The sequence below is a fragment of the Virgibacillus sp. MSJ-26 genome (assembly GCF_018918075.1).
GTDB lineage: Bacteria > Bacillota > Bacilli > Bacillales > Amphibacillaceae > MSJ-26.
Genome location: NZ_JAHLPW010000012.1, coordinates 1 through 18,766 on the forward strand (window position 1 = coordinate 1; position 18,766 = coordinate 18,766).

General features: G+C 37.4%; 18 protein-coding genes. 8 read left to right on the plus strand and 10 right to left on the minus strand.

Features of this window, described 5'->3' with window-relative positions; translation table 11 throughout:
• Window positions 1-240 precede the first annotated feature (240 nt).
• The 3 genes from KQI49_RS11940 to KQI49_RS11950 all read left to right on the plus strand — a co-directional run bounded on the left by KQI49_RS11940 (window position 241) and on the right by KQI49_RS11950 (window position 2,416).
• Window positions 241-1,161, plus strand: a complete 921-nt coding sequence (locus KQI49_RS11940; protein WP_216489331.1) for an ABC transporter ATP-binding protein — start codon at window positions 241-243, stop codon at window positions 1,159-1,161.
• Window positions 1,154-2,116, plus strand: coding sequence for an ABC transporter permease (locus KQI49_RS11945; protein ID WP_216489332.1), 963 nt, complete (start codon window positions 1,154-1,156; stop codon window positions 2,114-2,116). Before KQI49_RS11940 ends, KQI49_RS11945 begins: the two co-directional genes overlap by 8 nt.
• A 105-nt stretch (window positions 2,117-2,221) precedes the next feature.
• Entirely contained in the window at window positions 2,222-2,416 is a 195-nt protein-coding gene (locus KQI49_RS11950; protein ID WP_216489333.1) for a hypothetical protein, read from the plus strand.
• 513 nt (window positions 2,417-2,929) lie between these two features.
• Here KQI49_RS11950 and typA read toward each other — a convergent pair.
• The 3 genes from typA to KQI49_RS11965 all read right to left on the minus strand — a co-directional run bounded on the left by typA (window position 2,930) and on the right by KQI49_RS11965 (window position 7,082).
• Window positions 2,930-4,756, minus strand: a complete 1,827-nt coding sequence (gene typA, locus KQI49_RS11955) for a translational GTPase TypA (RefSeq protein WP_216489334.1) — start codon at window positions 4,754-4,756, stop codon at window positions 2,930-2,932.
• A 309-nt stretch (window positions 4,757-5,065) separates the two neighbouring features.
• Window positions 5,066-6,388, minus strand: a complete 1,323-nt coding sequence (locus KQI49_RS11960) for a sensor histidine kinase (RefSeq protein WP_216489335.1) — start codon at window positions 6,386-6,388, stop codon at window positions 5,066-5,068.
• Between the two features lie 4 nt (window positions 6,389-6,392).
• The gene (locus tag KQI49_RS11965) at window positions 6,393-7,082 is read right to left on the minus strand and encodes a response regulator transcription factor (RefSeq protein ID WP_216489336.1); all 690 of its coding nucleotides are present in this window, start codon (window positions 7,080-7,082) and stop codon (window positions 6,393-6,395) included.
• 193 nt (window positions 7,083-7,275) lie between these two features.
• Between KQI49_RS11965 and KQI49_RS11970 the strand changes: the two genes are divergently transcribed.
• The gene (locus tag KQI49_RS11970) at window positions 7,276-8,709 is read left to right on the plus strand and encodes a S1C family serine protease (RefSeq protein ID WP_216489337.1); all 1,434 of its coding nucleotides are present in this window, start codon (window positions 7,276-7,278) and stop codon (window positions 8,707-8,709) included.
• A 198-nt stretch (window positions 8,710-8,907) separates the two neighbouring features.
• Complete coding sequence (locus tag KQI49_RS11975) at window positions 8,908-9,654, plus strand: Yip1 family protein (RefSeq protein WP_216489338.1); 747 nt, start codon at window positions 8,908-8,910, stop codon at window positions 9,652-9,654.
• Between the two features lie 44 nt (window positions 9,655-9,698).
• Here the strand turns inward: KQI49_RS11975 and KQI49_RS11980 are convergent, their stop codons facing one another.
• Both KQI49_RS11980 and KQI49_RS11985 read right to left on the minus strand, forming a co-directional pair.
• Window positions 9,699-10,376: a TraR/DksA C4-type zinc finger protein gene (locus KQI49_RS11980; RefSeq protein ID WP_216489339.1), complete on the minus strand. Its 678-nt coding sequence runs from the start codon at window positions 10,374-10,376 to the stop codon at window positions 9,699-9,701.
• Between the two features lie 512 nt (window positions 10,377-10,888).
• Entirely contained in the window at window positions 10,889-11,341 is a 453-nt protein-coding gene (locus tag KQI49_RS11985) for a GNAT family N-acetyltransferase (protein ID WP_216489340.1), read from the minus strand.
• An 89-nt stretch (window positions 11,342-11,430) separates the two neighbouring features.
• Between KQI49_RS11985 and KQI49_RS11990 the strand changes: the two genes are divergently transcribed.
• Window positions 11,431-12,303, plus strand: coding sequence for an NAD(P)-dependent oxidoreductase (locus KQI49_RS11990; protein ID WP_216489341.1), 873 nt, complete (start codon window positions 11,431-11,433; stop codon window positions 12,301-12,303).
• Between the two features lie 30 nt (window positions 12,304-12,333).
• On the opposite strand, the gene KQI49_RS11995 is transcribed toward KQI49_RS11990, so the two are convergent.
• On the minus strand, window positions 12,334-12,654 hold the full coding sequence (locus KQI49_RS11995) for a hypothetical protein (protein ID WP_216489342.1): 321 nt from the start codon (window positions 12,652-12,654) through the stop codon (window positions 12,334-12,336).
• A gap of 251 nt (window positions 12,655-12,905) precedes the next feature.
• On the minus strand, window positions 12,906-13,103 hold the full coding sequence (locus KQI49_RS12000; RefSeq protein WP_216489343.1) for a cold shock domain-containing protein: 198 nt from the start codon (window positions 13,101-13,103) through the stop codon (window positions 12,906-12,908).
• 259 nt (window positions 13,104-13,362) lie between these two features.
• Here KQI49_RS12000 and KQI49_RS12005 point away from each other — a divergent pair, with 259 nt between their 5' ends.
• A complete protein-coding gene (locus tag KQI49_RS12005) occupies window positions 13,363-13,926 on the plus strand; it encodes a DUF4352 domain-containing protein (RefSeq protein ID WP_216489344.1) in 564 nt (187 codons plus the stop codon).
• A 40-nt stretch (window positions 13,927-13,966) separates the two neighbouring features.
• Here KQI49_RS12005 and KQI49_RS12010 read toward each other — a convergent pair whose 3' ends face one another.
• Window positions 13,967-14,725, minus strand: coding sequence for an ABC transporter permease (locus tag KQI49_RS12010; RefSeq protein WP_216489345.1), 759 nt, complete (start codon window positions 14,723-14,725; stop codon window positions 13,967-13,969).
• Window positions 14,722-15,474 (minus strand): ABC transporter ATP-binding protein, encoded by a 753-nt coding sequence (locus tag KQI49_RS12015; protein ID WP_216489346.1) that lies wholly within the window; start codon window positions 15,472-15,474, stop codon window positions 14,722-14,724. The genes KQI49_RS12010 and KQI49_RS12015 overlap by 4 nt, the downstream gene beginning before the upstream one ends.
• A 313-nt stretch (window positions 15,475-15,787) precedes the next feature.
• On the opposite strand from KQI49_RS12015, the gene KQI49_RS12020 reads away from it, so the two are divergent.
• Window positions 15,788-17,611, plus strand: coding sequence for an FMN-binding glutamate synthase family protein (locus KQI49_RS12020; RefSeq protein WP_216489347.1), 1,824 nt, complete (start codon window positions 15,788-15,790; stop codon window positions 17,609-17,611).
• 162 nt (window positions 17,612-17,773) lie between these two features.
• On the opposite strand, the gene KQI49_RS12025 is transcribed toward KQI49_RS12020, so the two are convergent.
• Window positions 17,774-18,565 carry a ferredoxin reductase domain-containing protein gene (locus tag KQI49_RS12025; protein WP_253286813.1) on the minus strand — a complete coding sequence of 264 codons (792 nt, stop codon included), beginning with the start codon at window positions 18,563-18,565 and terminating at the stop codon, window positions 17,774-17,776.
• Window positions 18,566-18,766: the final 201 nt, after the last annotated feature.

The following is an 18,766-nucleotide window of genomic DNA, read 5'->3' on the forward strand; positions in this document are numbered from 1 at the left end:
ATTCGTGATCCCTGAGGCTTCGGTCGGGCTTTCTTTCACTTCTCACTATACCTTATAAAAAGAAAATAGTGGGTAATGTCATCCGTCGATGACATTACCCACTAATCTTAGTATGTTTTTTATATGCAGTTTTTTTCATTAATCGGTATCATGTGATCGTTTGATCCTTCCGCACTTTTCTGAAACCTTTTCTCCGAATTTACGTATAACTATTTATACGAGAAAGGAGTTTTGTTAAATATGGAGCAAGCAGCAATGGAATTAATTAATGTCACAAAAACAATCGGCAAAAAGAAGATTATCAAAGGATTGTCTTTTGAAATAAATAAAGGAGAAGTATTCGGGTTTATCGGACCAAATGGTGCTGGTAAAACAACGACCATTCGAATGATGGTTGGTTTAATGAAACTAACTGAAGGTGATGTACTCATTCAAGGTCATAGTATCAAGACGGATTTCCAGAAGGCTGTTCGCGAAGTAGGAGCCATCGTAGAAAATCCGGAAATGTATCCGTTTATGACTGGTCTTCAAAACTTGAAACATTATGCCAATATGACTCCTGAAATAACTAAGGAACGGATTGACGAAGTGGTTGCTCTTGTAGGACTTGAAAAAGTACTTAAGGAAAAAGTTGGCAGGTATTCGCTTGGAATGCGGCAACGCCTAGGAATTGCACAAGCTCTGCTCCATCACCCATCCATTTTGATATTAGATGAACCAACAAATGGACTCGATCCTGCTGGAATTCGTGAAATACGACAGTACATACGACGACTTGCATCAGAAGAAAATGTGGCTGTTATTATATCAAGCCACTTATTATCAGAAATTGAACTGATGTGTGATCGCATTGGTATCATTAAAAACGGCGAACTCATTTCAACACAACAAATACACGGTTCAGACGCTGACAAACAGCTTCAACAATTGGAACTCATCGCAACTCCTATTGAAAAAGCCAGCAAAGTTCTAGAATCTGAACTTAATATTGAATCTTTACAAATCGAAGAATCACTAACCTTCCAATGTGAAAGAGAAAGTATTCCAAACATAGCCCGTACATTGGTTGCACATGACATCGCCATCTATCAAATAGGCAGAGCCAAAGCGAGTCTTGAAGATAAATTCTTTGACGTGATTGGAGAGAATGTCATTGAGTAGATTTTTAAAATTAATTTATAATGAGCAACTTAAATTATACATAAATAAGACAACTTGGATTATGTACATTATTCTCGCCACATTAATCATCGGTGGTGCAGTCATCGTTTCAGTATTTGATGATGATTTAAGTAAACCGACAGGAGACGATTGGCGCGAGGAGTTACAGGAAGAAAATGATTCTTTATTAAGGGAGATTGAGGAAGCTGGAGAAAATGAAGGTTTTGTAGCGACGATTAATGGGGATTTCATAGCGGAAAATGACTATTATCTAGAAAACGATATAAAACCTGAAAGTTACGGAGCATGGCAATACGTCCATGAAAATCAAGGATTACTCTCTCTTGTCAGTTTATTAACGATTATTGTAGCAGGAGGCGTTGTCGCTAATGAATTTAGGTGGGGAACGATTAAACTGTTACTCATCCGGCCTATCTCAAGGGTGACAATTTTATTATCAAAATACTTATCTGTAATTATTTTTGCTATCATAACATCGCTCTTTCTATACGTCTTTTCTTTCATTGTCGGGGCACTCTTTTTTGGCATTGAAGGAACGAATCCACATATTCTTTTACACAAAAACAATGGATTTGAATATGTATCTATAATAGGTGACCTTCTTTCAACGTACGGCTATCGATTAATTAACTTAATCATGATGGCGACATTTGCTTTTATGATTTCAACTGTTTTCAGAAGTAGCGCTCTTGCAATTGGGCTAGCCATTTTCTTAATGATGGCTGGAAATCAAATTGTTTTTGCTTTTGCAGAATATCCATGGGCTAAATATATCCTGTTCGCAAATACTGACTTACAACAATATGCCAACGGAAACGTCTTGATTGAAGGTATGACGCTTGGCTTTTCAATTAGCGTTTTAATTGGTTACTATGCGATCTTCATAGGATTATCCTGGCTCATATTCATAAAAAGAGATGTTGCCAGCCAATAGAATGGGAAACGTTTATTTTCCTGCCACAACTTAAAAGTTCAAAAAGTATGATATTATAATTAGTAAGTTAGCGTCATTATTGACCTTATAACAGAGGTGTCTCTCTTGAAAAGATATTTAACACTTATTTTTCTAACGTTGAGTATTCTTGTTTTAGTCATTGGTTTGCGGACTAACTTTCAGTTTAAAGGTGCGGTATCCTGGGGATTATCTTTTATATGTTTATCATTAGCAACATACTTCACAAGATATATTCCAGATGAAAAGAATACAAATAGCAAATCATTGAAAGAGGAATGAGCGTGGCTCATTCCTCTTTTTTTAATTAGATTCGCTTAATTTTGTATATTATTGTTAGAGGCTATGTGCTCTCATCCCGTTCTATGCGCCGTCACCGTCATTTTTATCTATATTTAAAACCAGAGGTTGGGACAAAACTAAGTATTAGTAATTAAAAGACGAACAATTTTAAGCGAGCGTTATTCGCTTCGGAAAAATACTTCACTTTCCGCAGGCGCTGATGAGCCTCGGGCCAACAGGATGTTGGTCATGAAGGCGTTGCGACAGGACGTCGCGAATTTAGCCTTCCATCATTCATGACGCTCTGCGGGGTCTCATCTAAGCTTTTCATCCTGCTGGACAAGGAATACTTCGACAGCGATTCATCGCACGCAGAAAAAGTGGTTTTCTTTTTCAAGGAGTCTACGTATTTTTCCTACGCTGATTTTAAAAGTGTATATTAAAAAAAATATACTTTAATACGTTCGCTTTTACATTAACTAAAATACTTATGTCCCATCCTCGATATGATGCTTACTTTTTATCTTTTTTAGCTGCTTTTTCACGCATGCTTTGATTTAATATTTTTTTACGTAAGCGGATGGATTCCGGTGTTACTTCACAGTATTCATCGTCATCTATATATTGAAGTGCATCTTCAAGTGACATTTTTCGCGTTCCTCTAATGGTAGCTGTTTGGTCTTTAGTAGAAGTACGCATATTGGTTAAGTGTTTTTCGCGCGTAATATTAACGGTTAAATCATTTTCGCGGTTGTGCTCACCAACAATCATTCCAGCGTATACTTCTGAACCTGGCTCTAAGAAAATCGTGCCGCGATCTTCAAGCTGCATTGTACTATATGTCGTTGTTTTACCATTTTCCATAGCAACGAGCACACCTTCTCGTCTGCCACCTACATTTCCTTTTACCATAGGTTCATAGGCATCAAATGAGTGGTTTAAGATTCCGTAACCATGAGTTTGTGTCATAAATTCAGTTGTATAACCAATTAATCCACGGGAAGGCACTTTAAACTCAAGGCGTACTTGACCGTTACCTGTGTTGACCATGTTCAACATTTCAGCGTGACGGGAACCAAGAGCCTCCATGACAGCTCCTGTATGTTCATCCGGTACGTCAATTTGCACACGTTCCATTGGTTCACAAAGTACACCGTCAATTTCTTTTACAATAACCTTTGGCTTGGATAGTTGGAGTTCATATCCTTCTCTACGCATATTTTCAATTAGAATAGATAAATGTAATTCTCCGCGTCCGGAAACAACCCAAGCATCCGGTGATTCTGTTGGATCAACTCGTAAACTAACATCTGTTTCAAGTTCTTTCATTAAACGTTCTTCAATTTGTCTTGACGTTAAATACTTTCCTTCTCTACCTGCAAATGGACTATTATTAACTAAGAATGTCATTTGTAGGGTTGGCTCATCTATTCTGAGTAGTGGCAAAGCTTCGGGATTTTCAGGTGAAGCAATGGTTTCACCGATATTTAAATCGTCAATTCCCGTGATAGCGACAATGTCACCAGCTTCAGCTTCATTGATTTCAACGCGTTTTAATCCGATAAATCCAAAAAGTTTTGTAATGCGTGAGTTTTTGGTGGTGCCGTCTTTTTTCAAGACAACCACATTATCTCCTACTTTGACTCTTCCTCTAAACACACGTCCAATTCCAACACGACCAACATAGTCGTTATAATCAAGTAAAGCAACTTGGAATTGGAAAGGCTCGTCCTGATTACTTTTTGGTGCTGGTATATATTTTAGGATGGCATCAAAAACAGGATCCATTGTTTCAGTGATGTCATCTGGATCTTCCCCTGACAAACCATTGATTGCTGATGCATAGACGACAGGGAACTCTAATTGGTCATCATCCGCACCTAAATCGATAAATAAATCAAAAACTTCATCGACGACCTCAGTTGGTCTTGCATTCGGTCGGTCGATTTTATTAACGATAACAATCGGTGTAAGTTTTTGTTCTAATGCTTTCTGTAAAACAAAACGTGTCTGTGGCATCGTGCCCTCAAACGCGTCAACTACTAAAGCCACACCGTCTACCATTTTCATAATACGTTCCACTTCACCACCGAAATCGGCGTGACCTGGCGTATCAAGAATATTGATGGTTGTATCATGATATTTGATAGCTGTATTTTTAGCTAAAATCGTAATTCCCCGTTCTCTTTCGATATCTCCTGAGTCCATGGCACGGTCTTCCACCTGTTCATGTTCCCGAAATGTCCCACTATACTTGAGTAACTGATCAACAAGGGTTGTTTTACCATGGTCTACATGGGCGATGATCGCTATATTACGAATATTTTCTCTTAATTCCATTAAGAACCGCTCCTCTTTTCTGAATCAAACTTTGTTATTATACCACAAAAAGCCAATAAAATATATAACAGCAAGTAATTTTTTATTCTCCGTCTAATTTATTAAGAAAACCACTTTTGGTTTTGAAATGAGTAATGAACGACAATTTTCACTGGGTTCTCACAAATTTGGGCTTCATCACATTGATGAACGACAACTTCCACTGCGTTTCTCACAAATTTGGGCTTCATACCGTCAATGAACGACAACTTCGCGTAAGTTCCCCCTTAATTGTGGTCTTCATCGTCGGGAACTCCGCATCCCCAACAATTAAAACGTAATCTTAAATAACGCTCCGCCAAGTTCAGAACGTCCCACTGTTATTTTCCCACCCGATTGTTCAACAATTGCTCGGGCGATGGCTAATCCTAATCCTGTTTCACCACTCTTACCTTTTACAAATCGGTGGAATATATTAGGAAGTAAATCCTCTGGTACACCTTTCCCGTCATCTTCTACAGTCAAAACGATTTGCTCATTATTCTTGGTTGCAGTTAGTTTCACTTCAGCTGCTGCATACCTGAACCCATTTACCACTAAATTGAGAACAGCACGTAACATTTTTTCCTCATCAATCCTAAAGGTAAATTGCTCATTTATTTCATAAGTCAATTTAACATTTTCCTCATTCGTCATAGGCAGCGCGCGCTCCACGATGTGGTTGATAAAGGAATCTATGTCTACCAGCTCTGGGTGATATATTTCTTGCTCACTATCTAATTTTGCCAGTAGGGTCATTTCATTGATGATGGCTTTTAATCGAGCCACTTCCGTCACCATCACTTCCAAACCTTTTTCAGTTTCTGCTTCATCAAATACTTTCTCTTTAATTCCTTCTGCGTAGCCTTGAATTGTCATGAGTGGCGTTTTTAATTCATGACTTGCATTCTGGAAAAATATTTGCTGGGTGCTAATATAACGTTGTAGTTCGTTCGCCATATCATAGACGCTACGGGCTACATCTTTTATTTCTCCAGTTGCCTCGATCGGCTGAATTTCCTCGAACTTTCTTTCTTCGATTTTTTTCAATTGACGATTTAATCGCGTTAACGGTGTCACCAACCTGTTAGTGAGAAAATAACTGATAAATATAGCTGCCGCCGCCCCAACGATGAATACGATTAACAATCTTACAAAAAAGTTATGCTGGACACTACGTAAATCACTCATCGGGGTGAGCAATATTAATTCCAGATTTGTTCTTTCCGGGTAAAATAGAATCCTTGACGTCACAAACTTATCTGTTCCGTATTCCCACAATTGCTTTGACGTGTCTGCTAAATTATTTTCCCTAGTAAATCCTTGAACCACACGATCTGGTAAAGTGGATAATAAAATTGTATCTGTGGCTCGATCGTATAAAAATAGCTGCAAATCCTGTTCTTTTAGAAATTCTTGAAGTTGGCTTGGATGCTGATTTTCATAGCGGTCACTCAATGCATTAACAAGAATTTCTCCTTTTTGTTCAAGCTGTCTTTGCTCATCTTGGATAAGCAAATCCATAATAAGTGAGTAAATGACATAGCCGGTTACTGTCAAAATAATTAGCAGTAATAAGGAAAAAGCAGCGTTCAATTGGTTCTGTAATTTCATAGTGTCATTCCTCATCATGCCGTAATCGGTAACCAAATCCCCATACAGTCTCTAAAGGCAGACTCGCAAACTTTTTCCGGAGACGTTTAACTAAATCATCAACTGCTCGGTCGCTTCCAAAATAATCTTCTCCCCAAACCTTTATAAGCAATTCTTCTCTAGAAAAAGCACGGTTCGTATTTTCTGCAAATAAAAGCAACATATCGAACTCTTTCGTAGTGACATCTTGCTCTTCACCTTCCCAAAAAACGCGCCGTTCATTCCGATCGATTAAAAGATGATTAAGTTTCAATCGGTCTGGCGTCATGTCATCGTTATTATTACTATTCACGTTTTGAGTACGTTTAAACAAACGTTTCACTCGTGCAACCAATTCTCTCGGACTGAAAGGTTTTGTTAAATAATCATCTCCACCTAATTCCAGTCCCAGAATTTTATCGATTTCTTCATCTTTTGCTGATATGATAATAATTGGTACTTCACTTTTATTTCGAATTTCTTTGCAAAACTCATATCCGTCCATTCCAGGGAGCATAATATCTAATACCCACATATCGGGTGGATTTGTTTTCCATAATTCCATTCCATCTTCTGCTGAGTCTAATACTGTTACTTGATAGCCTTCTTTTTTCAAAAAAGCAGCAACGATATTTTGAATGTTTGCATCGTCTTCAACAATAGCAATTTGTTTCATCTTCTAAGAGCTCCCTTCATTTACTTTTTTACTAATAAACAGGCAAACAATAAAATTTTTCTATTCTTTTGCCACAATTATACCAAACCTCTGCCGAATCTTGTATGTATCATAAAGTTAAACTTTATCACCAGTTAGCTGGAAGTAAAACCTACGATAAAGATAACATATCAATAAGTAAAGGGTGAGACAAATGGAATTTGATGAAAAAAACAACAATCAAGAACAAAATGGTGAGCTTAAAGAAGATGACACAGATCAAACCGATAAAGAAACTTCGCCAACTGATCCGGTCCAATCAACACATCAAAATCTGGAGGATGATGAATCCAATCATCAGGAACATATAACTGAAACAGATAATACGTCGGAATACACACATAGTGATGAGGAAACATCTGAAAATCATTCATTTAACCAAACAGAAAATGAGCATCATGTTCCTAATCCACCGCAAAAACATAAAACGAAAAAGCGCCATATCGGCATCAGCGCCCTCATTGGTGGCCTGACAGGTGGAATCATTGCTACGTTAACTGTCTTACTATTATTCTCAAATCAAATCATTTCATTTGATGATTCAGCACCAGCAAGCCAATCAGAACAGCAATCTGACAGCCAACCTGTATCAATAAATGTATCAGATGACGATGATTTGTCCACAGATGTAGAAGAAACGTCCAAAGCAGTCGTTGGCGTTAGCCGGTTACAGAAAGAAAATATTTGGGAACCAAATCAAGAAACTGGGACAGGTTCAGGGATTATTTATAAAAAAGAAGATGGTAAAGCGTACGTCGTCACAAATCACCATGTTGTTGACGGAGCTGAAGAACTTGAAATCACATTAAATAATGATGAAACCATTCCAGGCAAAGTATTAGGATCTGATGAATTAGCCGACCTAGCCATCCTAGAAATTGATGGCAGTAAAATTGACACCGTTGCTAAGCTTGGTTCTTCCGAAGACCTTAATGTCGGTGAAACTGTCATAGCCATTGGAAACCCACTTGGATTAGAGTTCTCTAATTCACTAACTAAAGGTATTGTCAGTGGAGTAAATCGTTCTGTCAGTGTTGATACAACAGGAGACAGACAACCTGATTGGACTACAGAAGTCATTCAAACAGATGCTGCAATCAATCCAGGCAATAGTGGTGGTGCTTTAATCAATACAGAAGGTGAAGTCATTGGTATCAATTCAATGAAAATAGCCGAACAAGCAGTTGAAGGTATTGGTTTTGCCATCCCTATTGATTCGGCAAAACCACTTATGGAACAACTGGAAACAGATGGAGAAATCGCTAGACCATACGTTGGCATCAGTGCTGCTGCTCTTGAGGAAGTACCACCAGCCTATCAAGAAAATATCGCCTTACCGAAAGACGTCAAAGATGGCCTAGTTATCGCAAATGTTGAGGCAGGCTCACCAGCTGACAAAGCAGGGTTACAACAATTTGACGTCATTACGAAAATAAACGGAGAAGACGTTACATCTTTCTTAGACTTGCGTAAGTTTTTATACGACAAGGCAAACATTGGCGAAAAAATAAAAATAAACTATTACCGAAATGGTGAAAAAGACACAGCTAACCTGGAGTTAACCAAAAGAATAGCGGATGAATATTAAAGAAGGAGATGATTCTCCTTCTTTTTTTATTTTCGTATAATAAACATTAAATATGTTAGAATTAATTTTTCTACCAACATCCTCTTAGTGCTTTATGTTCATTTAGGATGGATTTTAAAGGGTTTTATAGCTTTTTGTCGAATATGTCATTTTTAGTGGTCGTACATACTAAATTATATAAAAAGGAGAAGTGACTAAATGAACTGTCCAAATTGTGGCGTTTTTATTGAAGAAGGAAAATTTTGTACCAATTGCGGGACGAAATTAGAAGAAACTACACTTCCTGGGAGTACCGATTCAGAAAACACATCTGAGCCACCACAAGAGACTATTGCGCAAGACACAGACCAACCGGCAGCTGAATCTGTTAAAGAGAAAGAAAGTGGTGGGCTGGATATTGCTGACTACTACGGAAGATTGGTCAAAAAACCGTCTCAAGCGATTGAAGCAACAGCCAATGACTGGATTCCTGGCTTGATTACACTGATTGTTTTTGCTTTACTTGTTGGATCTGAGTCCTACTATTTGATGAATGAGTTGGCTGGAGGTTATATTTCTGCATCCTTTTCAGAAGATTTCTTAGTACCCTTTTTAAGATTTGACCTTGTTCTTGTTGGAGTTGTTGCTCTTACTTTCTGGGGATTGAAATTCACCGAAAAGGAACTTACCTTTCAGGATGTTTTTGCAAAATATACAGCTTTTCTTATTCCGTTCGTTTTGCTTTTTACATTAGGTTTTATACTTGAACTCATTAAACTTCCAACAGTTCCAACTGCTATTATGGGGGCGAGTACAAATGCTCCACTTTTAGTAATTCCGGCACTCATTATTCTTAATAGCAAAAAGAAAGAATTCGATCTCGTATATATTTTAATTGCTGTTTTTGCTGTAGCCTATATTTTACGAGCACTCTTATTCGAAGCGTTAATGTCTATATTCACTTGATATGAAAGAAACAAGGCTTCTTCCACTTATGGGAAGGAGCCTTGTTATTCATCATCATCTAACTTTTCTTCATATCTTTTATGATTTGGGGTAACACCTGAAAAGTTTCCTTCAGCATCAGCGCCTAAAAAGCCTTCCAACTCTTCCACACTGCTCACAAGTTCATCACTATTAGGATACATTTCATCATAATTATCTTGATCGCCATAAAAGTCAGATGGCGTTTCACTTGTACCGTATCGGCTAATCTCCTGCCACGTATCTTCAGCGTCATAACCAACCTGAGTTTCTTCTGTTACTTCGTCTGGATTAATATTTGGACTAAATACTTGTTCTTCTATAGGTCGATTATGTTTGAACGTGTCTTTTTCTGCATGATCAAAACAGCGATCAGTGGTTGGCATAGCTTTTAAGCGTTCGAAAGGAATATCTTTTCCACATTTGCTGCAAATACCATAAGTCCCCTCTGCAATAGCATGGATTGCTTCATTAATATCTTCAAGTTCTTTTTCTGCATGTTCATTTAAGGCCACATCTTTTCCTCGCTCAAATTGCTCAGTCCCCATATCAGCTGGATGATTATCATAATGGGACAATTCACCTGTAGATTCCTGAGCCATTTCAAAGGACGTGCCATAATGATCTTTAACTTGTTTTATTAAATCATTTTGTCTATTATTTAAATCTCTTTTGATTTCATCAAGTTGTTCGTTCGATAACATGTTCATTAGCCTCCTTCTCGATTCATTTAAAATTTAAAAAAGGATTGCTAATTATACTATGTGTTATTGACCTAAGTTGATTCTTTATTTTCGCTCCCAATTCATGTCAATTTGTTTTGCCATATGGCCATTTTTTTAGAGTGCAAAAAGTTTGTCGCATCAATTTACTTTCAAAGCATTTTTGGGTGTGGTGTGTTTTGGTTTATGCGTTTTTTATTTCGATCTGTGTGCGGTCGTTCCGTGCTATGCGCTATCATTTCGACCTATGCGTCGTCGTCTCGTTCTATGCGTCATCATCCAGCTCTATGCGCCGTTTCATTGCGAGGACAGCTCATAATTCTTTTGACTATAGGAAAGATCAAACCAAACAACATAATCACTATCCTTTTAGGATCATGATATGTCGAGACATTCCACAGAGTCACTTATAGCTGTCTTGGTTAAATCATTTCTCTTTTAAATGGATTAAAATTGAATAGAATAAAATTACATATCCTTTAAAAAGATTAAATTTAACTAACCTCTCCCCTCCGGATCATATCAACATGTGCAATGTTATCTTCTAGGTAATCTTCAGATATTCTTTCAAAACCTAGTGAAGCGTAAAATTTCTCCAAATACACTTGAGCCTGAAGTTTAATTTTAGTTTCCTTCCATTCGTCGCGTATATACTGAATTGCCTTTTCCATGATATCACGAGCGTAGCCATTGCCACGACTTGCTTTTGTGACAAGTACTCTACCGATAGATGCTTCACTATAACGCGAGCCGCTCGGCAAAATTCTTACGTAGCCCATTATTTCTTCCCCATCACTTAAAAAGTAATGGATTGCTTCTTGATCATAATTATCTATTTCTGGATAAGGGCAAGTTTGCTCCACCACAAATACATCCACTCGTGCCTTCATAATTTTATATAACTCTTCGTTTGTTAAGTCATTAAATGTTTTAATAATATATCTCATGCCTTTATCACCTTTCATTAATTTTAAAGGAAATTTATATCCGTACGTCGAAATTATTATACACCAGAAAATTTAAAGGGGTTTAAATAATGACTAAAAATATGAAGATTGGCTTTATAGGTACGGGCGTCATGGGTAAAAGTATGGTTAGTAACTTAATTAAGGCGGGTTATCAAGTATCGGTTTATACTCGAACAAAGACAAAGGCCGATGAGCTGATACAACAAGGTGCTAACTGGGTAAATTCCGTTGCAGAATTGTCACGAAAAACAGATCTTGTGATTACGATGGTTGGCTATCCAAGTGATGTTGAAGAAGTTTATTTTGGAGCGAATGGAATTTTAGAAAATACAAAAGAAGGTACATATTTAGTTGATATGACGACGTCTAAGCCAAGCTTGGCCGAAGAAATTTATAAGCAAGCAAAGGATAAAAATTTATTAGCGCTGGATGCTCCTGTTTCAGGTGGGGATATCGGAGCTAAAAATGGTTCCCTTGCAATTATGGTTGGGGGCGAACAAGATGTATTCAATAAACTTTTACCTATTTTTCAAGTGCTTGGTGAAAATATAGTCTTACAGGGAGCAGCAGGAGCAGGCCAACATACGAAGATGGCAAATCAAATAACGATTGCTTCTAATATGATTGGTGTTTCAGAAGCAATTATGTATGCAAAAAAAGCAGGTCTTGATCCTTCACAAGTTCTCGACAGCATCACAACTGGTGCGGCAGGAAGCTGGTCATTATCTAACCTTGCCCCGCGTATGATTCAAGGTGATGATTCACCAGGGTTTTATATAAAACATTTTATAAAAGATATGAAAATAGCGCTTGAATCCGCTCAGGAGATGGGACTAGCGACACCGGGGCTTACCTTGTCGTTAAAGCTATATGAAGAATTAGCTGAAAAGGGTGAAGATGATAGTGGCACGCAAGCTTTAATTAAGTGGTTTGAAGAATAGATTGCCTGAGGGGGTTAACTAGATTCCCCCTTATTCTTTTTGCGACTTACTCTTTAACCGATCGATTTCACGCTGAACTATAAAGGCTAGATCATCGTTTCCATATAGCTGCAACATATTCAAAACTGTTTCATTCGGAATATGCTCAGATTCATTTTGAGGAACTGTTAATTCTAATACTTCTAACAAGATTTTATTTGTGGTTTGTTCAGGATACGCCTCCATGTAAAGTGATTGTGGATCAATATCGTTATTAATACACCACTGGGCATAAACCAAAATCATCATTTTTTCATCATTCTGGTAGCTTTCAATGACCTTTTTTTCCATTTGTTCTCGTTCCCTAGACATGACTTAACCTCCTACTCAAAAAACAAAAGCGCGGGGCGCCGTCTAGCCTCAGGCACAGCTTAAGCAAGAAACCACAGTCGATCTTTGCCACGTAGGATTATTGCTTAAGACCTTAGGCGGGCAGAACGCCTTGCACTGGACGTGCCCAATTTCAGTATAAATTATCCACAGAAGTTTTAATGTTATAGTTTCCTAAACGACTAAAAAAGGTTTATCTCAGAAAGAGATAAACCTTTTAATACGTTAATTTATTATAGAGCAACTACGTTAGCTGCTTGTGGACCACGTTCACCTTCAACGATTTCAAATTCAACGTCTTGACCTTCTTCAAGAGTTTTGAAACCTTCAGCTTGAATAGCTGAGAAGTGTACGAATACATCGTCTCCGTCTTCACGCTCGATGAAACCGAATCCTTTTTCTGCGTTAAACCATTTTACTTTACCAGTCATGTAGGATGACCTCCTTATACAAATATCGTGCAAAGTAATTGAATCATAAATACTTTTACACCACTTGTTAAAGAGATCGTAAAGTATTATTCAAACTTCAATTGCCATTTGCTGATTCAAGCATAACCCTTTTAATTGCAAATTGCAAGGATATATATAAATATTTTTCAAATAAGCTCTTAATCTTTTTGAAGTAAAGATTTTTGAGATGTTTTTTGATATGCTATGCTTAGAAAAACAAAGATTAAGGGTGACTCATATGAAAATACGGACTTTAACATTCATTATTAGTATTTTTATTTTTCTTTTGTTGCTAGGGTGTTCGGCAAATGAAACATCTATTGAAAAAGTTGAAGCAAACGACACGGCAGAACACTCATCTGAAAAAGAAGAACGTAATGCAAGCAAAACAGATGAAGAAAACATTAAGCAATTAACGATTGGTGAAAGCGTTAAATTTGAAGAAACGACCATTACTTTCAACGAAGCCAGGATTGAACCCGGAGGGGAGTTTGAAAAGCCAACAAACGATAACTTTTTAATCGCTAATTTAACTGCGGTAAATAATTCAAAAGACCAAGAATTCGTTATGAGCTCTCTTCTTAATGTAGAATTAGAAGATGCAAAGGGAAACACGTATTCAGCGACAATTTTAACTGAGGCCGGTGACCAATTTGATGGTAGCGTTGAACCAGGGGAAACTATGACAGGCGATATTCCCTTTGACGTGTCCAATTCCGATCAGTATGAGCTGCACTTTTCAAACCCTTTTCAATCAGGAGAAGCAACGTGGATCATTGACGCTGATGAGCTGGTAAATTAAATAACTGTGGCGTCACTGTTACCAGTGTCACCACAGCGTCTTATTCAGCAGTGAACTTCAGCATCTGCATACGTTGATTAAATAAAGTTGGATAGGATAAAAATCCTAATAAAATACTTGTTATGACAGCAGTCGTTAGCAAAAGAAATAAAACGAGTAGCTGAAATTGCACTGCTTGAACTGGATTAGCCCCTGCAATGATCTGGCCGCTCATCATTCCTGGCAGTTGAACAAGTCCGATTGTCTTTTGACTTTCAATGGTAGGAATGGTGCTCGCTTTAATCGAGTTAATCAATTGACGGTGAATCGCTTGTTTCGGTGTTCCTCCAAGTGACAAAATGAGTTCTGTTTCATTTTGGTGTGTCTCCACTTCTGCCGTAAATCGGTTTAAAAATAAAATGGATAAGACCATTGAATTTCCGACCACCATTCCACTTATCGGGATAATATATTGCGGGGTGGCTGGTGTTATTTTCAAGCCTAATAGAATACCTTGTGTCAGCAGTTCAACAAACACAAAGGTCAGCACGAGTTTCCAGGTCACACCTTTAATCGTGACACCTTTTTTTCTCGCATTTTGTGTAGCTGCTCCAATCATCAAACCTATCATTAAAATCATATAAATCATATTGTCTGCATCAAACACATATTGCAGGAGGTATCCTACAACTAATAGTTGGATAATAGAACGAATTGTAGCAATAACAGTGTCTCTCTCAAGGCCTAGATTGAATGTTTTGGACAGAAACAGTGGAATCAATACGAAAATTAATGTTAAAGACAGAGTGAGATAGCTCATTCCACTTCCCCCTTAATGAAACGTTCGACTTCTTTATTCTTAGGATTATCTAGCAAACCGATTTCCCCTGATTCAACGACACGACCATCCATCATTACCCATGTATGCTCCCCCATGGCTTGAGCTTGCTCTATATTGTGGGTGATCCAAATAATTGTTGTTTCCAGTTCTTTATTAATTTTCAATATGAGTCGTTCGATATCTTGACGCGAGATGCGATCTAGTGAAGATGTGATTTCATCTAACAGCAAAACTTCTGGTTGATTAATAAGTGTCCGAGCAATAGACAACTTCTGCCGTTGACCACCGGATAAATCCCTCACGTCACGAGTTAGAAATTCCGCTTTTAACCCTACTAAGTTCATATATTGTTCAGCTGTTTCATTAGACAGCTGCTTAGCTTGTAATTCAAGTGGCAATGCCAAATTATCCCTAACTGTGCCCTGTATCATCGTAGCGTCTTGAAGTGCAAGCCCAATTCGGCGTCGTAACTCGACAGGTTCATATGTATTCACTGGTTGTTGATTAAAAAGTATATTTCCAGTGGTCGGTGACTTTAAACCATTGCAAAGCTTAAACACCGTTGTCTTACCCGCTCCAGATGGTCCGACAAGAGCAGTTATTTTACCTTTAGGGAAATAATCATTAATATTTTGAAGAATAGCTAGTCCATCCGCCTGATAGTCAACATGTTCGAATTGAATTGCTGCGTTGTCTGTCACTATGTCACACCCTTTAAGAAAGTTCATATTTAGTCTATATTCTGCCTAAGAAACAAATTTATATAAAAATAAGCTATTTACCGTTTAAAGTATATCATTTAAAATAACAGATTGGGAATTTAGTGATAGATGACATAGTATCTTAACTCACCTTTATCCAATAAAAAGTTTCTATAACTTCCTCTTTAACAAATCAATTTCATAAGTTATAATCAATCTAATTGATATCATAAAAGCATAGGTCTTATGCCTTTTTGAGATTAATCAAGAAAAGTAATCTAATGGTCTTTAAGTATTTATAAATGGTGCTATTATTGTACGTGGGGGGATTATTCTGTCAATGTTTATATCAATGTTCAAACTGCTACCATACATCATGTTTTACGGAATTATTGCACTTATTATTTTCCTAATTATTAAAGACAAATATCAAAATCAACATGCTATTTTAAAAACGCATCCTTTATTAGGTCGGTTGCGTTATATCTTTGAAATGGTAGGTCCAGAGTTTCGACAATATTGGTTTTCTGGAGATAAAGAAGGTAAACCTGTTGATCGTGACACACAAGAAACAATAGCAAAAGCTGGAAAGTACGCTAATACGGTGATTGGCTTTGGATCTAAAAAAGATTTTTCCTTAACTAGCTTTTATTTAACGAACTCAATGTTTCCACTTAATATTGATGAATTAAGCGTTGATAACAAGTCACCGATTGAAACGTACACATATCAAATTTTAGGTGAAACTGTCACAAAACGAAAAGAGAAACGAAACCAAGTTCAAGTGAAACCATGGCACTTGTCTGATGAGAATCAAGTTGTCATTGGTCCGGAAAGAGAACATCCTTTCCATGTTAAAGGATTGCTTGGAGTCTCGGCGATGAGTTTTGGAGCTTTATCAAAGAGTGCTGTGAAAGCGCTCGCTCAAGGAGTCGCTATAAGTGGCGGAAGTTATATGAACACAGGGGAAGGAAGTATTTCACGTTATCATTTATCACGTGTTTATGAGGTTATCGATTATAGCATTGAACCTTTTGACCGTTTGAGTGAAAAACTTATTAACTATATTAAAGAACATCCCAATTGCTCTAATTTCGAAATGGAAGATCGTTTTGGGAAAAGAATTATGTCCCATTTAGATAAACTTGTGGAACAAGGTGTCCTTAAAGATAAAAGAGCCGATTTAATTTTCCAAGTTGGTTCAGGTCTATTCGGCGCACGAAAAGATGGTAAGTATTCTGAGGAAGTTTTCCTAGAAAATGCCATGAAACCTGAAGTAAAAGCCATTGAATTGAAGTTGGCTCAAGGCGCTAAAGTGCGCGGTGGTAAATTACCAAAAGAAAAAATAACAGAAGAAATTGCCAAGATTCGTGGAGTTGACATGGGCCATGACGTTGAAAGCCCGAACCGTTTCCCACTCTTCTCAGATATGGACGGCTTGTTCGAATGGGTCACACATTGGCAAAGCATTACTGGGAAACCTGTTGGAATCAAAGTTGTAGCTGGGGATAATGATTCTTTTGAAAGCTTAGCAAAGTACATGAAAGAAACAGGCAAAGAACCAGATTTCATTTCAATCGACGGTGCTGAAGGTGGAACAGGTGCAACCTATCAAGAAATGGCCGATAGTTTAGGAATGCCGATCTACTCAGGTATCCATATTCTTGATCAAACATTAAGAAAATACGGTGTCCGTAAAGATGTTAAAATTATTGCATCTGGAATGCTCGCGACAGCGGATAAAATGGCGATTGCCTTATCGTTAGGTGCTGATCTTATTTACGTGGCACGTGCCGCTATGAATACTGTCGGTTGTATTAATGCAGGCAAATGCCATACAAACCATTGCCCTGTAGGTGTTACGTCACACTTACCACATCTTGAAGCTGGCTTAGTTGTAGAAGAAAAAAGATTCCGTACTGCCAACTATTTAAGAACCATGCGTGAAGGGTTATTCATGCTTGGTGCATCATGTGGCATCGATTCGCCATCTAAATTCAGCACAGAGCATATTGCATTACGCGAATCCAATAATGACGTGAGCAAATATAGAAACAACGTAGCAAGACATATTAATAACTCATCCAGCGCTCAAATCACGCGAATAGAAGACGTCAAAAATAGTAAAGATAAAGAGAAAGAAAAAGAATTAGTAAGGAGTTAAGTTTTCGAATTAACAATATAAAGATCAACTTAAAAAGCACAGATTTAAATTAATCTGTGCTTTTTAATGTTCTGAGCATTATTTTAGTAGACATCATTGATGGATTCGTTATATCAACTGTATTGCCGAAACAAATTTGCAAAGTTTACAGTTTAATATTCCCTAGCGATTTACAATAATCTTGTTTTGTTCCATTTTCACGCATATTAATCGAATATTGTATTTCCCAAGCCTTGCTAAAATTGATAAATCAACTGGTAAAAACTCAAGTCTTTCTTGTTCATGTTTGTCGAGCATAATTTGTTCTGGCTTAATGCCCTGTTCACGCAGTACGTCAATGTTCTGCACAAGAAATTCATCGCTGCCGACAACGTAGAAAATTCCATCCTTATCTGCAGCAAGGTTTTTCACTTCTTCATAATAGTCTTGGCGATTATCGATGAACTGTGATGTGAATTTCTTATCAGGTGCAGGGTCAAAAATATGAGTGAATAAGAAATCTTTGGATGAATCGATGTTCAGGGAATGAATATGTTTGATATTGTCAGCACGTTCAAAGTAATCCAGTACGAGTGGTCTGAAAGTTGCCAAGCCTACCCCTTGTGACAGTAGGTAAACATTTTTGTCTTCTCTCCTAAGTGGAACATTTGTATATGTTTTAAAAAGGGCAACGTTACTGCCAACATCAAGGTTTCTTAAAACCGATTTAAATTCAGAGCAGTTCTCTCTAATACGAGTTGTAATACCGATTGTGTCTTCGTGTGGTAAAGTCGAAATTGACATGTGGCGAACTAGTTCGCGGTTTGGTTTATCTCCAGAATTAAACCCTTCCAGTGCAAAGTGAGTGAAGGACCCTTCTTCCCATGTGAAATCTTTAGGACAGTCGAGCAGATACGTCTTAACCTCAGGGGTTTCTTCGATGATCTCATTTATTTTAGTCCAGTATATTTTCATTATATATTCTCTCCTTAATCTGTTATATTTCGTTACTGTCCAATATACAGTAAATGATAATAATTCTCAATTAAATAGATTGATTATTTTAGATAATTGATTCAAATAAATCGATACTGGTTAAAAGGTGACAATCGTGGTAAAATATATTATTGCAAGAATATAAATTAATACCAAACCCCATACATTTGTATCTTGCAA

Excerpts from the sequence above, each read along its gene's own strand:
- typA (WP_216489334.1), bottom strand. The coding sequence starts at position 4,756 with ATGGAATTAAGAGAAAATATTCGTAATATAGCGATCATCGCCCATGTA.
- KQI49_RS12005 (WP_216489344.1), top strand. The coding sequence starts at position 13,363 with ATGAAAATACGGACTTTAACATTCATTATTAGTATTTTTATTTTTCTT.
- KQI49_RS11985 (WP_216489340.1), bottom strand. The coding sequence starts at position 11,341 with ATGAGATATATTATTAAAACATTTAATGACTTAACAAACGAAGAGTTA.
- KQI49_RS12025 (WP_253286813.1), bottom strand. The coding sequence starts at position 18,565 with ATGAAAATATACTGGACTAAAATAAATGAGATCATCGAAGAAACCCCT.
- KQI49_RS11975 (WP_216489338.1), top strand. The coding sequence starts at position 8,908 with ATGAACTGTCCAAATTGTGGCGTTTTTATTGAAGAAGGAAAATTTTGT.
- KQI49_RS11990 (WP_216489341.1), top strand. The coding sequence starts at position 11,431 with ATGACTAAAAATATGAAGATTGGCTTTATAGGTACGGGCGTCATGGGT.
- KQI49_RS12000 (WP_216489343.1), bottom strand. The coding sequence starts at position 13,103 with ATGACTGGTAAAGTAAAATGGTTTAACGCAGAAAAAGGATTCGGTTTC.
- KQI49_RS12010 (WP_216489345.1), bottom strand. The coding sequence starts at position 14,725 with ATGAGCTATCTCACTCTGTCTTTAACATTAATTTTCGTATTGATTCCA.
- KQI49_RS11965 (WP_216489336.1), bottom strand. The coding sequence starts at position 7,082 with ATGAAACAAATTGCTATTGTTGAAGACGATGCAAACATTCAAAATATC.
- KQI49_RS11970 (WP_216489337.1), top strand. The coding sequence starts at position 7,276 with ATGGAATTTGATGAAAAAAACAACAATCAAGAACAAAATGGTGAGCTT.
- KQI49_RS11940 (WP_216489331.1), top strand. The coding sequence starts at position 241 with ATGGAGCAAGCAGCAATGGAATTAATTAATGTCACAAAAACAATCGGC.
- KQI49_RS11995 (WP_216489342.1), bottom strand. The coding sequence starts at position 12,654 with ATGTCTAGGGAACGAGAACAAATGGAAAAAAAGGTCATTGAAAGCTAC.
- KQI49_RS11960 (WP_216489335.1), bottom strand. The coding sequence starts at position 6,388 with ATGAAATTACAGAACCAATTGAACGCTGCTTTTTCCTTATTACTGCTA.
- KQI49_RS12020 (WP_216489347.1), top strand. The coding sequence starts at position 15,788 with ATGTTTATATCAATGTTCAAACTGCTACCATACATCATGTTTTACGGA.
- KQI49_RS12015 (WP_216489346.1), bottom strand. The coding sequence starts at position 15,474 with ATGAACTTTCTTAAAGGGTGTGACATAGTGACAGACAACGCAGCAATT.
- KQI49_RS11980 (WP_216489339.1), bottom strand. The coding sequence starts at position 10,376 with ATGTTATCGAACGAACAACTTGATGAAATCAAAAGAGATTTAAATAAT.